14 protein-coding genes are annotated in these 14172 nt (G+C 42.9%); 9 read left to right on the top strand and 5 right to left on the bottom strand.

Annotated features, from left to right (window positions below; translation table 11 throughout):
- Nucleotides 1-23: 23 nt before the first annotated feature.
- Together KO537_RS01810 and KO537_RS01805 are read right to left on the bottom strand one after the other, a co-directional pair.
- On the bottom strand, nucleotides 24-1031 hold the full coding sequence (locus KO537_RS01810; protein ID WP_105252744.1) for a RimK family alpha-L-glutamate ligase: 1008 nt from the start codon (nucleotides 1029-1031) through the stop codon (nucleotides 24-26).
- Nucleotides 1032-1051: 20 nt separating this feature from the next.
- A complete protein-coding gene (locus KO537_RS01805; protein WP_028760261.1) occupies nucleotides 1052-1501 on the bottom strand; it encodes a DUF413 domain-containing protein in 450 nt (149 codons plus the stop codon).
- A 108-nt stretch (nucleotides 1502-1609) separates the two neighbouring features.
- On the opposite strand from KO537_RS01805, the gene hdfR reads away from it, so the two are divergent.
- Entirely contained in the window at nucleotides 1610-2479 is an 870-nt protein-coding gene (hdfR, locus tag KO537_RS01800) for an HTH-type transcriptional regulator HdfR (protein ID WP_219233726.1), read from the top strand.
- A 10-nt stretch (nucleotides 2480-2489) separates the two neighbouring features.
- Here the strand turns inward: hdfR and KO537_RS01795 are convergent, their stop codons facing one another.
- Nucleotides 2490-2861, bottom strand: coding sequence for a diacylglycerol kinase (locus KO537_RS01795; protein WP_028760259.1), 372 nt, complete (start codon nucleotides 2859-2861; stop codon nucleotides 2490-2492).
- Nucleotides 2862-3140: 279 nt separating this feature from the next.
- On the opposite strand from KO537_RS01795, the gene KO537_RS01790 reads away from it, so the two are divergent.
- Nucleotides 3141-4052 (top strand): DNA ligase, encoded by a 912-nt coding sequence (locus tag KO537_RS01790; protein WP_219233725.1) that lies wholly within the window; start codon nucleotides 3141-3143, stop codon nucleotides 4050-4052.
- Between the two features lie 70 nt (nucleotides 4053-4122).
- Here KO537_RS01790 and KO537_RS01785 read toward each other — a convergent pair whose 3' ends face one another.
- Complete coding sequence (locus KO537_RS01785; protein ID WP_131525545.1) at nucleotides 4123-5193, bottom strand: type I restriction endonuclease; 1071 nt, start codon at nucleotides 5191-5193, stop codon at nucleotides 4123-4125.
- Nucleotides 5194-5624: 431 nt separating this feature from the next.
- On the opposite strand from KO537_RS01785, the gene KO537_RS01780 reads away from it, so the two are divergent.
- From KO537_RS01780 to KO537_RS01750, 7 genes are all read left to right on the top strand, one after another.
- Nucleotides 5625-6107 carry a low molecular weight protein-tyrosine-phosphatase gene (locus KO537_RS01780; protein ID WP_219233724.1) on the top strand — a complete coding sequence of 161 codons (483 nt, stop codon included), beginning with the start codon at nucleotides 5625-5627 and terminating at the stop codon, nucleotides 6105-6107.
- A 69-nt stretch (nucleotides 6108-6176) separates the two neighbouring features.
- Nucleotides 6177-6473 (top strand): hypothetical protein, encoded by a 297-nt coding sequence (locus KO537_RS01775; protein WP_251070995.1) that lies wholly within the window; start codon nucleotides 6177-6179, stop codon nucleotides 6471-6473.
- Nucleotides 6474-6771: 298 nt separating this feature from the next.
- The gene (locus KO537_RS01770) at nucleotides 6772-7239 is read left to right on the top strand and encodes a GNAT family N-acetyltransferase (protein WP_028760209.1); all 468 of its coding nucleotides are present in this window, start codon (nucleotides 6772-6774) and stop codon (nucleotides 7237-7239) included.
- Nucleotides 7240-8229: 990 nt separating this feature from the next.
- Entirely contained in the window at nucleotides 8230-9546 is a 1317-nt protein-coding gene (locus KO537_RS01765; protein WP_219233722.1) for a hypothetical protein, read from the top strand.
- Between the two features lie 19 nt (nucleotides 9547-9565).
- The gene (locus KO537_RS01760) at nucleotides 9566-10096 is read left to right on the top strand and encodes a hypothetical protein (protein WP_219233721.1); all 531 of its coding nucleotides are present in this window, start codon (nucleotides 9566-9568) and stop codon (nucleotides 10094-10096) included.
- Nucleotides 10093-12081 carry a GMC family oxidoreductase gene (locus tag KO537_RS01755; RefSeq protein WP_219233720.1) on the top strand — a complete coding sequence of 663 codons (1989 nt, stop codon included), beginning with the start codon at nucleotides 10093-10095 and terminating at the stop codon, nucleotides 12079-12081. The genes KO537_RS01760 and KO537_RS01755 overlap by 4 nt, the downstream gene beginning before the upstream one ends.
- Before the next feature lie 333 nt (nucleotides 12082-12414).
- Complete coding sequence (locus KO537_RS01750; protein ID WP_105253107.1) at nucleotides 12415-12792, top strand: SH3 domain-containing protein; 378 nt, start codon at nucleotides 12415-12417, stop codon at nucleotides 12790-12792.
- A gap of 301 nt (nucleotides 12793-13093) precedes the next feature.
- Here the strand turns inward: KO537_RS01750 and ylqF are convergent, their stop codons facing one another.
- Nucleotides 13094-14035, bottom strand: coding sequence for a ribosome biogenesis GTPase YlqF (ylqF, locus tag KO537_RS01745; protein ID WP_011919190.1), 942 nt, complete (start codon nucleotides 14033-14035; stop codon nucleotides 13094-13096).
- Nucleotides 14036-14172: the final 137 nt, after the last annotated feature.

Below are 14172 nucleotides of genomic sequence, written 5' to 3'. Positions count from 1 at the left end.
GATATTGATATGTCCTAGTACTTCTATTTCGTCTCGATAGAGGACGCAGACGATAGAAGTGACGGGGTAGAAGTCTCAGCCTCTACGCTATCAGCTACGATTTTTGGGCTACTTGGTTCATCTTTATTAAACATGCCTAAACGGATGCGAATAAAATGCAAAATTTGCGCGGCAATATCCACATTCAAACAGGACTCTAAGCCCTCAAACCCTGGAGATGAGTTAGCCTCACAAATTTTGTAATGGCCGTTATCAAACAATAAATCGATACCTGCAACATCAAGATCGAGAATATTGGCTGTTTGTGTGGCAAGCCATTCAATTTCAGGAGTGATCTGAAATGGACGCGCTGAACCACCGGCACTGACATTGGCTTTGAAGCTGTCTTCTTGACCACGCCTTTCATAGCAACCTGCCACACGACCACCAATAGTGAATACGCGTAGATCGCGCCCATGACTGTTAGCGATAAACTCTTGCAGAATGATGTTAGCGTTTTTATTGGTCGCTTCAATCAACTGCATTAAATCGTCAAATTCACGCGCCTTATGGGATAAAAACACACCACTGCCCTGTGAGCCTGAAAGTGTTTTTATCACCACAGGAAAACCAAGATGGCGTTCTACGAGGGCGATATCGACGGGGAATTTAACCAACATGGTTTTAGGCGTAGGCAGATTTTTCTCGGCCAACAATTGTTGGGAGAATAACTTGTCTTTAACGATTTCAATGGCTTTAGATGGATTGAGGCAATATACCCCTAATCTTTCTAAGTGACGAATAATGGCTAAAGCAAAGTAGGTCGTGCCTGAGCCCATTCGCGGAATGATAAAATCGGGCAGCTCGACGGCTTGCCCATTCAATAAAATACTCTTGTTATCTTCTCTGGTGACAGTCAGATCAAATTCATCAGGTGCGTAAACTTCCAACTCTATGTTATCGGCTTTTGCTGCCGCCAGTAGACGCTCAATTTCATACCATTCAGGTTTTAGCTGAGTCGCGGTTTCTTTATATAAAATCCAACCACGCATTTAGTAGCAAACCTTAATCTTCATTCTTTATCCTCGGGTTCAGGTTCATCCTGAACATCATCTTCAATATCAAATACAGCCTCAGCCTCTATTTCTATCTCGGGCTTGGTTGCAGGCAAATGCACTGTACCAACCACGGCATAAAAGGGTTTCCCCATGGCGAGCCTGCGATACTTTACCCAGATCTGCTCTAACAAGCTACTGGGGGCGATATTTCCTTTGGCGACTTCCACAAATTGGGCTTCATCAGAGGTGCAAGGCAGCGTTTTCCCTTCCGCTAAATTCTTCATCGCATGACCATGCAATTCAAGGAGTTCAGCTTCTTTATTGGTAAAATCGCCGCTTCGTTTAAAGCCTTTGGGGAAATTAGCGTCGTCGTAGAAACGTTTTTGAGAGACAAAACTGGCAGCAACTGAGCCGTTAAACGTCTCAGAACCCTTGTTAGCGTTAAAAAAAGACTGTTCAGACATGGCAGATACCCTCTAGTTTTTGATATACAAAGATTTGCAACTGGAGTATTGGCTAGTATTATTGTTTTATAAATCAAAAAAATTTGCCTATGTTGGTCAAGAATTTTTATGGATACCGATTTACTAAAAACCTTTCTCGAAGTCTCCCGTACTCGCCATTTTGGTAAAGCGGCTGAGAATCTTTACCTCACCCGAAGCGCTGTGAGCTTTAGGGTGAAACAGCTTGAGAGCATTTTGGGTGTCGCCTTATTTGAACGGCAACGTAATAATATTCAGCCCACGCCAGCAGGCGAACGTATGCTTGGTCATGCCGAGGCGGTGTTAACAGCATGGGAGCGGGCTAAGCAAGATGTTTCCCTCAGTCAGTTACAGTCGACTCAGCTTGCCATTGGTGCAGGGCCGAATATTTGGGACGCTTACTTGCAAGGTTATTTACAGGGACTGCATGTCGGTTTACCTGGCGTGGCGTTGCGCACCGAAGTGCTACCCGCGAATGCAATGACGCGTCAGCTAATGGACCGTACCCTAGATATTGCGATTTCATTCGATCCGCCAAAGCTTGATCAATTTGAGATAGTACAACTGGGGCAAATTAATTTGTTGTTGGTGTCGAGCTTAAAAGGTCAAACGGTAAAAGCGGTTGTGCCGGGGCAATATGTAAAAGTCGATTGGGGTACGGCGTTCAATATTGTTCACGCACAGGAATATGCCTCGCTGCCAGTGCCAACGCTGCACACGAGTTCAGCACGTATTGCGTTAGATTTCATCTTGAATAATGGCGGCTGCGCATTTTTACCTGAGCATCTAGTGCAACATGCATTGCGCGGCGGCGAATTGCATCTCGTCAGCGGCGCGAATGCCATTTCACGAAATGTGTATCTTGCGTATTGGGCTGAGAATGACCGCTTAGCCCAGATCAAACAAGCCATCGACTTTTTAAGGGACGATGGCTCAATGATTGCTCATGCGACGGTTTAGAAACTAAGAATTAAAGCACTAGCGGCGTTAATACAACCAGCCAAGTTAATCCACAAAGTGCAAGACTCATAAAGACGGCAGCCGAGGCAATGTCCTTGGCTTGGCCACTTAACGGGTGTATTTCACTGCCGACACGGTCAACCACAGCTTCAATCGCCGAGTTTAATAGCTCAACAATCAACACGATAAACAACGTAAAAATCAGCATGAGGCGTTCAATAGTGCTGATATCAACCCATAAGGCTACGGGTAACATGACTATCGTCAAGATTAATTCCTGTCTGAAGGCGGCTTCGTGGATCCAAGCGGCCTTTAGGCCCTTCATCGAAAATCCCGTCGCTCTGAATATGCGCTTAATACCGTGATTATTGGCTGGTTTCATAGTGTTTCCAATTGACGTTAGCGACAAAGCGCTGAGGTTCTGCTCATTCAAAACAGGGTGAATAAACCCTACTGTTGTCTTTGTTAACATTTGACTGAGTCATAAATTTGGCCGCAGTATAGCCTGAGATGAAAAGTGCATAAACAATTAACTGAGCAAATTTGATCATCAACATTCGTTGTTAACTTAGGGAGTTAGTGACTTTTGCGGTTATTTTAGTGCAACTTTAGCCGTGCGGCCTAAGCTTGATGAAGGATATATTGCAGCGTGGGCAAGGGAATGACTCATACTAACCCGTTACGAAATTTAACATTTAATCAGTTCATCCGTTTTAGTGTTTTTAAGCTCAGCTTGCTCATACTTTGCGGTTTAACTCTTTCGGTTAACGCACAAACCTCACCACCTGCTATACAACTTGCTACCGAGTTTGATGCGACTCGAACTTCGCAAGATATTAATATTCAAAATTTTTTGATTAGTGAGAAACTCGACGGGGTTCGAGGTTACTGGAATGGCAAGGAATTATTCACTCGGCAGGGAAATGCCATCGCCACACCCATTTGGTTTACTGCGAATTTTCCGAATTATCCCCTCGATGGTGAATTATGGCTTGGGCGAGGTCAGTTTGAAGCGATGTCGAGTTTAGTTCGACAAACTTCAGCTAAGGATGATGATTGGCGCAAAGTGCGATTTATGGTGTTCGATGTCCCCAAGGCGAGTGGCGACTTTCAGCATCGCTATCAATTTGCGCTGACTGAACTGAGTGGCAAATCGAATTATCTTGAAGTCATAGTGCAGTTCCAAGTAGAAAGCCTTGAAGCCCTGTATCAAAAACTCGATGCCTTAGTTGCAAAAGGCGCCGAAGGCTTGATGCTGCATCGCAGTTCTGCGACTTATATCAGTGGCCGCAATCCTCATTTGATGAAGCTAAAACCTTATTATGATGCTGAAGCTACTGTTATCGCTTATATCCCTGGTAAAGGTCAATTTGCAGGGCAGATGGGCGCATTAAAAGTGCAAACGCCAGACGGCCGAATTTTTAGTATTGGCACAGGTTTTAGTCTCGCAGAGCGCCAACATCCCCCCGCAGTGGGCACTATCATTACCTATAAATATCTTGGTCTTACCGTTAACGGTTTACCGCGGTTTGCCAGTTTTTTACGGGTAAGAACCGATGTTGAAACTGAGTAGCCGTACCTAGTAAATCAAATTGCGCATTAGTCTTTACGCTGAGTAATGCGCAATTGATATTTTGATAGTGTTATTCGTAATAGGCGACTGTCGATAATAGTTGTTCACTGAAATTAAAAATATCATCTACAGAGTTAATAGGATGACGAGTTTCATTTTTATTTTCATCCACTAATCCTAGATACTTTTGTTTAGCATTGAAGTGTAAGCGGCATAAGGGTTTTCGGTTATTATCATCCAATAGTATGCCAAAGTAACTTTGGGTATCCCTTGCGATGATTCGATTAACTTCTATTTTTTGCCTCAATATAGCTTTTATCACATTGAAACCGTCAATTTCTTCTTCAGTAGTAACTACTTTAATTTTTTCATCATTGGATGGGATTGGGGTATCGATTAAATTTTTGTTTTCATCAGTTGGTTTATCATTGCCAATAGCGGATTTTAAACGTTCATTAATGCTGTCGTTGAGAAATTGTCTTAGTGCTTTATGAGTAATTTCAGCAAATTGATGTTTTACTTTAGGTGTAAGAACCCCATCATAAGCCCTTGAGGCAAAAAAGCGAATAAACTCTTCTTCAGGTTCTTTAAATTGCTCACTAATAATACGTTTTATCTGACTCAAGTATTTTAGTTCTCCTGCCGCGCTGACTATTGAGTTAACGTCGAACGAGTTTTTAGTCAGCTTTTTAACTTCAGGAATTAAGTGTTCATCAATATTTTCAAGATCTAAGATCAGAAATGGTTTTTCATCCATTTTGTTAGGAGCATCTAGATCGGTATAAAATTGATATTCAGTACCGTTTGTAAGAATAGCTAAGCGTGCGTTGGTGACAGAAAAATAACGAAATAGTTGTGACGCATGCTTTATGGACAGCTTTTCATTGTACTTTTTGCATTCAATAAGGATTTGCACTTCACCTTCCTTAATTAATGCGTAGTCAACTTTCTCACCTTTTTTACCTATAGTATCTGCCGTAAATTCTGGGACAACTTCGCTAGGATTAAAAACATCATATCCTAGAACTGTATGCAAAAATGGCATGACTAAGGCATTCTTAGTCGCTTCCTCAGTTTGAAGGCTATTAGCAATTTGAGGGATGCGTTTTGATAGAACATCGATTCGTTCAATAAAATCCATTTTACTTTTCCTCTTCTTGTACTTTGTGGTGTATTTTTTATTTGAGCGAGTATGCGGTGAACATTCAGTTTTATTTTAAACCGTACTCTGAAATATAAACCTAGTCGATAAAAAATCCTTAGCAAGGAGGCTAATTTGTTTCTGTGCTGTTTATCGTATATTTTACGGGTTAGGTTAAATTTTGTGCGTACTTGGTATGTATATGGCTCAAGGGGAATATTTTAGCTGAGGTGACACCCTTAACTTTCGGATCGTAGCGCGCATTTTATTTTTGATAATGGTTTGACGTAAGAATATTTTGTGTTTATAGGTCTAACCTGTTGTATTTATAGGTAAATAATTAATGTATTAAGCTGCTTATCATATTAAGTTTACATCTAGGTTTAAGCACATTAGATAAATTATTGATAATACTAAGCTATGAGGTATTCATGTTAAAAAATCAAAGTGTACGGCGAATATTGATGGTTTGTATGGGTAATATTTGTCGCTCACCGACGGCAGAGGCGGTTTGTCGTTTTAAGATTGCTGAGCGCAGGCTTAATATTGAGGTGGATTCGGCGGGTACTATTGGTTATCACCAAGGGGATAAGCCCGATAGCCGCGCTATTGAGGCTGGTAAAAAGCGGGGTTTTAGTTTCGAGGGCATGCGGGCGCGGCAGGTGGTGAATGCTGATTTTGAGCATTTTGATTTAATTCTAGCTGCGGATAATGCCAATTTGGCGGATCTGCTTAGCCGTTGTCCGGTTGAGTATCAACACAAGTTACAGTTAATGTTGTCCTATGCTGATACGCAAATAACGGAAGTACCAGATCCTTACTATGGCGGCGCACAGGGTTTTGAACTAGTGCTCGATCTCCTCGAGCAGAGTATGGAAGCTTTATTAGATCAATTGACCGAAAAGTTCCGTTGAGATGCGTATTGCCATTTACGGTTTGGGTTTTATGATAAGTTCGGGTAAATCCCCTTATGCGAGATGACGATGAAAGTAATGGATTCTGAAAACCGAGTATGGTTCCTTTTGGAGCATGAAGGTCGCTTGTACTTGAATGCAAATTGCAACATGAGTGCATTTGGCTATAGCTATATGATCCAGCTCAATGGTCAGGAACTGCAAAATTATGAAGGTGGTGGCCGCGAGTATCTAAATAATCTTGCTCACGATATTCATTATTCTGTTCCAATCGCAAAAGACACAACGTCAATTTACAAAGGTCGTGAAGTTTCAAAACAGCTAGCTGGTATAGCAACAGAAGCGATTAAAGCGTGGCGTGCTTAAAATCGGTTAACTCTAAAATGCCCCAAAGCTTGTTTCAAAGTTTAAAATGCAAGTAGGGCGAATAAAGTTGTGGCTATAAAAAAGCTAATGTGATGAGGTTACTTTCAACCTAGAAGTCATGCCAGTCCGAACTTTCAATAAAGCCACAGCAAAGTAAACATCATCATAAAGTCATTAATAGATATCAGTATAGTTTGACTACAAACATCAATGGTTGTGGGCTGCTTGCCTTACAAGGTTAAGTTGGTAAGATGTTGTTCATAAAGAAAATCAAATCGTTGTACATCTAAGGACATATATGGAAATTTCATTACTTGCCGATAATCCCTCTGCGATAGACACGGTAGCTAGTTGGTATTTCAACGAATGGTGCCAAGACAATGGTAGCTATACCAAGGAGGAAGTCGTTGAAAAAGTCTCTGCATCAATAAATCGAGATACCGCGCCTATTCTGATCATTGGAAAAGTAAATGGTGTTCTTGCTGGTTCAGCCGAGCTAAAAATTCGAGAAATGGACATATACCCAGAATTTGAATTTTGGCTTGGTGGTGTTTACGTCACTCAGCAGGCTAGGGGACAGGGTGTCGCCTCAAAACTTGTGAAAGAGATAATATCGCTAGCACATAAAATAGGCGTGAAAAAATTATATCTTCAAACAGAAGATTTAACTGGAGGTTTGTACTTACATCATGGGTTTAAGCCTATAGAACAAGTGAATTATAAAGGTATAAATGTATTGGTTATGGGCACAAACATCGGTGAATAACAAGTTTGTGAAGGTACACTGCGGCTCAATTGTGGGAAGCAAGTGGAACGATATGATCATATTTCACAGGGCTACCTAAGTAGGTCAAAGCATCCCCAAATGGCATCATTTTTAATCTTAGAGTTTTCGTCAGTACAAGAAAATAGATTTCCTGTTTCAACAGTAAGAACAAGTTGTGTTCTGTTTCAGTCAAAGTGTTTATAAAGTCATTAGCAAGGCCATATAATCAGATGCTGAGTGACTCTTTACAGAATCTAATGATGAAAATGAGTCGAAATCTTCCAAACTTTGACAGTTATTGTTGAATCAATGGCTACCAAATAAGAATAGGCCGCGCGTAGTTGCGACCGATTTTACGATCGCTTAGTTAGTTCCTGTCCACGCTTGGTCCTCGCAGACTTCAGATCAATGTTGAACTCTTGATATCACATTATGCTTTTTACCGCTGTTATCGTCGTGTCGTGCGGCGAGCTTTTTTGCAAATAAAATAAACCTCCTGCCTCACGCTTGACAATAAGTGAAACGTAAACAATCTTTTAACATGGAATATTTTCAGAAGGTTACTTTTATTTCTGCAGAATAGAATTGTTTTCACTACGGGAACACAGGAGTGTTTAACCCTTCCACTGAGATTACTAGGTTCATTTGAGGTGATCCTCAATGAATAATCTAGACTCAAGGTATCGTGATAAAACGCAATCATGAAAAGGAATTTCAATGAAAGACGTTAATATTTATCCGTATCAATCAATCTGTTCAGACCGGCTCAGTAAGCCAGAGACTGCGATCAAAACAGCAAACTTCAATTTTAATATCGAAACCCATTTATTTGGATTTGGTTGAGGTCAAGTCTTGTACGCTATTTGTATCGTGCCATCACGCCTGCAGTGGCGGGTGTTGTGAAAGCCCTGATTTTAAGTCGTTAAAGAAAGTGGAGTTGTAAACGTTTTAAGCATTGAATAAGTCCCAATAACAAGGAGAGTTAATTTCATGTCTATCAAATCTTTTCGCTATAGTGCGTTTTTTTTGTGTATGAGTGCTGCTGTACATGCAGAAGCACCAGTAGAGACAAAAGCAGCTATAACGCTACCAACGTTAAGCCCTGTTATGCCGCTGGAAATCACAGCAAAACCCCCGTTCTCACTCGAAAGCCTGCAACATGATTTTGATGATTTTTCTTGGCAATCGTTTATTGCACTTAACTGGCCAGCAAATGCCGATGGCACACCCAATACTATGTCTACCATTGGGCAAAAAACTAACCAGCCAGTCGTGTGGCTGCATTGGAAGGAAAGCCGGGAGATTTTTTTACCCGATGGCGTAAAACCACCTGGGTGGGATCAGTCCAATAATGTGCCGGATGTTTGCAAAAGTATTGATCCCAAGTCCATTCCTCAAGGGACTATTTATTTAACGCAAGTAGGGAAGACCCCGAATGTGTTGGATGAAAGTGGTGAGCCTTTTACAACGGGTCCATTGATTGATCAAAACGGGCTTTATACCCGTTATGAAATATTAACCAATGAAACCATGTTCAATTTTATTTTGGACAATAACCTTTACAGTAAAAAAGGACAGAAACAGTTTAATGCCGATGTCGACTTTACCGCGAGCGACAGTAAAACCGGGCAGGTAGGTTCTATCATGCTTAAAGCCTCATGGATAAAAATGGGCGGCAAGTTTGATTCGACGAATTACTATACAACTTACGCGCTTGTTTATAACAATCCCGAAGAGCAACACGGGGTCAAGCCCGCGTGTGCGCTTGAACAAGTCGGTCTAGTGGGGTTTCACATTGCTCACAAAACCACGGGTGAACCACAATGGATTTGGTCTACCTTTGAGCATGTCGCTAACGCGCCAACCCAAGGTGAGTCAGCATCATTGTCGGCATATAATTTTTACGATGCTAAATGTACTGACTGCAAAGTGAATGAACCACCAGCACGCCCGTGGGATCCGGCAAACCCGCACACTAAACCAACTCAAGTGGAACGCGTCATTCCTATCACTGCCGACGCTAAAGCCTTAAATGCCAGTTATCACGCTGCACTCGACGCTGTAGTGCCGGGATCGGTATGGAAGAACTACGAATTGATCAGTACGCAATGGCCTACCGATGCCAAAAATCCCACCGATCCAACGGGCGTGCCTGCTCCCTCATTTTTAGCTAACACCACGCTCGAAACTTATATCCAAGGTTCGGTAAAGCAAACATCAAGCAGCTGTATGGCTTGTCACAATAATGCGGCAACCACTAACGGTAATTTTGCTGATTTCACTTACTTGCTGCAACGCGCGCAATAATTTACAAAAGGAACTCATCATGACTGATATTACAGGCGCGACTGCCGATACTATGAATAATTTTATTGGTTTGAGCGCGGTATTAACCGGCTTTGCTACCAGTATTATTGCCCCGACATTGGATCCCGTGGATATTAAATCCGAATACTTAGCCGTGTTTACGCAAAAAATAACCGAAGAATCGAAGGACCCAACTTTAGTTACAACTATTCTGCAAAAATTTGCGGCGTTAAAAGCGCAGCAATTATCAGATCAACAAATTGGCACGCAAATGCTGGCACCAGACAACGGGGCTAATTTTGTGTTGGCCTGTCGTAAATTGATTTTTATGTGGTACTCAGGTGCATGGCCAACCATTATTCCCGCGACGGATACAGAACCGGAAACCACGGTTAGCGATATGATTTCGGCAAAAAGTTATACCACAGGTTTAGTTTGGCAAGTTATGCAGGCTCATCCGATGGGGGATTCAAATTATCGCTATGGCTATTGGGCGAAACCACCCGCTGTACTGTCGGCATATACGGGTCATCAAGGAGGTGCTGTATGAGCACTCAAACCAATTACGATGTCATTATTGTGGGATCAGGTATTGCCGGTTCTATCATGGCTTATCAACTGGGGATGGCGGGGAAAAAAGTATTAATCCTCGAAGCAGGGCAGGAAGTGCCGGTTGACCGCAGTGGTTACATGGAAACCTTTTTTAAAGCCAATGCTAAAACACCAGAGTCACCTTATCCTCCAACCACGCAAAATCCAGCGGCATCGACGGCGGATAATCCACTCGGATTGCCTGATCCCGCGAAGGAGAATGTGCCGCGTTATACCGTGTTGCAAATTGGCGCATGGCGTAATCCAAAGCAATGTTATTTCGATTACACGCCGCAACCAGAGCATTTGAAACCTGACAGCTCTGAAGCAAAGTTTGCTTTTGCTAGTTCCTATGAGCGTATTGGCGGCGGCACAACTTGGCATTGGTTAGGAACCAGTTTGCATTTATTGCCCAATGATTTTGAGTTGCAAACCCAGTATAAGCAGGGGGTGGATTGGCCCGGTGGAAAACAATTTTATCAGGCGCTGGTTCCTTACTATGAACAGGCGACCAATGAGATTGGCGTCGCAGGTGACAAAGAGGCGATGGATCAGCTTTATCGCGGATTTCATGTTTCACCGGATGGTGTTTATGGGCCGAATTACGATTACCCAATGCCTGGCATTGTTTCATCTTTAGTTGATCAACAATATGAACAAGCTGTGAGCGATATGGTGTACGACAATATTCAATTGTCAGTCACGCCAACCCCTCAGGGGCGCAATTCATTACCGGGTGAACGCCGTCAATGTGCGGGGAATACGAATTGTATTCCTATTTGCCCTATCCAAGCCAAATACGATGCCACTGTGACGCTCGGGCGAGCATTGCAAACCGGCAATGTTGATGTGTTTTATCGTCATGTTGCGACAAATGTTCAAGTGGATGAAAATACAAAGGATGTTGTTGGTATTGATTATGTGACCTATCAAACTCACGGAGGGATAGCGACGGGCGGCGGTACCGTTACGGGTAAAAAATATGTGATTGCAGCTCACGCGATTGAGACGCCTAAATTATTGCTCATGTCTAAACGTAATAAAGCCTGTCCGAACGGCGTCGCCAACTATAGCGATCAAGTGGGGCGTAATTTGATGGATCACATTATGTATTTGGCCTGGGGTCTGGCGAAAGATCCTGTCTATGGTTTTCGGGGGCCTTTATCTACTGCGGGTATCGAAAGTTTACGCGATGGCGCCTTTCGTAAAGACCGTGCCGCCTATCGTATTGAAATCGGCAATGAAGGTTGGCAGTGGGCTGCGAATGATCCATTCACGACCTTAGCCGACTTTGTATTTGGACAAAATAATTCGCAATTAAATGGGGATTCTGTCAATCAGCAGGGAATTTCATTACGGTTTGATCCCGCCATGTCTGCGAATAGCGCCTTATTTGGTGCCTCACTGGTGAATATCTTGAATGGTATTTACACACGGCAAATTCGTATGGGCTATCTAATTGAGCAATTGCCTGATCCGGAAAACCGTGTCGAACTGTCTGAGACCTTGACTGATAATTTAGGTTTACCGCGCCCAAAATTAACCTATCGAGTCCGCGAAGATTATGTGCGCAATGCGTTCGTGTCGGCTAAAGATATTTCGACCAAACTCTTTGACGCCCTTGATGCGCGGGAATATACCAAGGCTCCGCCTGCGCCGGTATTTTATGGTGATAAGAGTCAAGTAACGTCGAATAATTTTGAATATCAGGGCCATAATTTTACGTTTTACGGTGCTGGACACATTGTGGGGACGTATCGAATGGGGGACTGCAGAGATACGTCGGTGGTGAATCATCGTCAGCAATCTTGGGATCATAGCAATCTGTTTTTAGTCGGTAGCGGAGTGTTTCCAACAGTTGCAACGGGTAATCCAACCCTCACTTTGGCAGCGTTGGCATTCCAGGCTGCAGATCATGTTTTGGAAGACCTTAAAATAAGTTAAAAAAGTTGTAATTATTCATTAGCTTGCTGTTAATTCCCATTGAAAACCGCGTGCAAATTGGCGCGGTTTTTGGCTAACTGAATATACCTTCATATTACGCTAACTGGCATTTTCCTACTCATAATGCAGTTTATTGTCATCGTATTTAAAATCAAAATATTACAGTTTTTTATGCTGATAATTGGTTTGAAAACTGTGCATGCGTGTGTCGTCGGATAGTATGTCTGATAGAAAACTGATAAGTTTCACTCAAACTGAGCGTTAATTGGGCGTGCTTTAATAAGCGAATAAAGTTAATTTTTACTAATATTTATCAAAAGGTTAACTGAATACATGATTACTAAGAAATATATCGTTGTCAATCCACATGAAAGTGAGTTTCCTAACCCCATTACGTTCAAAAAAGGTGATCCTCTTGTCGTTGGAGACAAATATGCAGGTCCTGAAGGCTGGGATCTCTGGTTCCTTTGCACTACGCCAGGGCAAGATGCTGGTTGGGTTCCTGGTCAAGTGATTCAGCGCCTAAAAAATGCCAACGGGCTGGCGCTTGAGGACTATACGGCAAGAGAACTTAATGTGCATGAAGGGGAACAACTCATTGGCACACGAATGTTGAATGGCTGGGTATGGTGTATAAAAGCTGTCAGTGAAGAATCAGGGTGGGTACCATTAGAAAACTTGAAAGAAGTGGTAGATCTATCCCGCGACTAAAGCACCTTTGCCGTGCAGTCAAACCCAAGATGGCTCCTTGGTGTATTGTGCTAAGAGGATGATGACTGGCTGATATTGAGAGCTTATATCAGGCACGCAGAAGTCATTGGCGTAAAAGTGTTTTTTAGCGCAAGCTTTCCGTTTTTGATAATAAAAAGCCAGTATATTCAATATACTGGCTTTAATTTTAAACTTGATGAATGAGCGCCATAAGCTGGAATATAAAAGTCATCAGCGTCTTGTCTTTAACGTCTTTAACAAACTCTGCGCCTTATATTCCAAATGTAGAGTGGCGGGCTGACTAGTCGTTATGGCGTTTGCCTGAACGTTTAAGTCTCTCTGCTGCCAATTTGGCTTCTTTCTCGGCTTCTTTTTCGGCCATGATACGGGCGACTTCAATCTTTTCAAGCTCTGCCATCGCAGGCGTTTCTAGCGAGAGTAAGCCTATTTTCCCCGAGCGATATTCATGCAGTAATAACTCTGATGCCTTGTGCATATCGATGCGACCACCGGGACGCAGCGCACCACGTTTACGGCCGATTTCCTCGAGAAGTGCGACATCATCCTTTGGTAATTCACTTAAGTTATAGCGCTCACAAATCTCTTTTGGATAAGCGGTTAAGAAATACTTGGCGGCGAACAGGGCCACATCTTCATATTCCATCGCCGTATCTTTAATGGCGCCAGTGACGGCAAGGCGATAGCTGCTCGCTTCGTTATCCACTTTGGGCCATAAAATACCTGGGGTATCCGACAGCACGATACCGTTACGTAAATTGATCCGTTGCTGGGTTTTGGTTACCGCAGGTTCGTTACCAGTTTTGGCGATAACACGGCCAGCTAAGGTATTGATAATGGTAGATTTCCCAACGTTGGGTATCCCCATGATCATAGTGCGAATGTCTTTTTCGGTTTTATCGCGACTTGGCACTAGCTTACGGCAGAGATCAGGGATTTTTTTCACCATTGCCGCTTGCAGCGTTGTGATCGCCGTGGCTTTGACGCCTTGCTCACGCTCTAAGTATTCAATCCATTGTGCGGTGATCTCTGGATCGGCCAGATCAGATTTATTGAGCAGTTTGATACAAGGTTTGTCGCCTCGAAGCTGAGCCACCATGGGGTTTTCGCTACTGTAGGGAATACGCGCGTCCAGCACTTCGATAACAAGATCGACCTGAGGCATTGCCTCTTCAATCTCCTTGCGTGCCTTGTGCATATGCCCCGGATACCACTGAATTGCCATGATAACGCCTTGTCCTAAATAACTTAAAGAACGGCTATTCTACCTTGAAGGTGGCGAATGTCATAAAAAAAGCGCCCTAAGGCGCTTTAATCGCTTAATCCTTGACTGTCTCTTGCGATTGTTGCTTGGATTAATAG

The sequence above is a fragment of the Shewanella sp. NKUCC01_JLK genome, assembly GCF_019345615.1.
GTDB lineage: Bacteria > Pseudomonadota > Gammaproteobacteria > Enterobacterales > Shewanellaceae > Shewanella > Shewanella oncorhynchi.
This window is presented reverse-complemented; position numbering and strand designations above follow the sequence as displayed.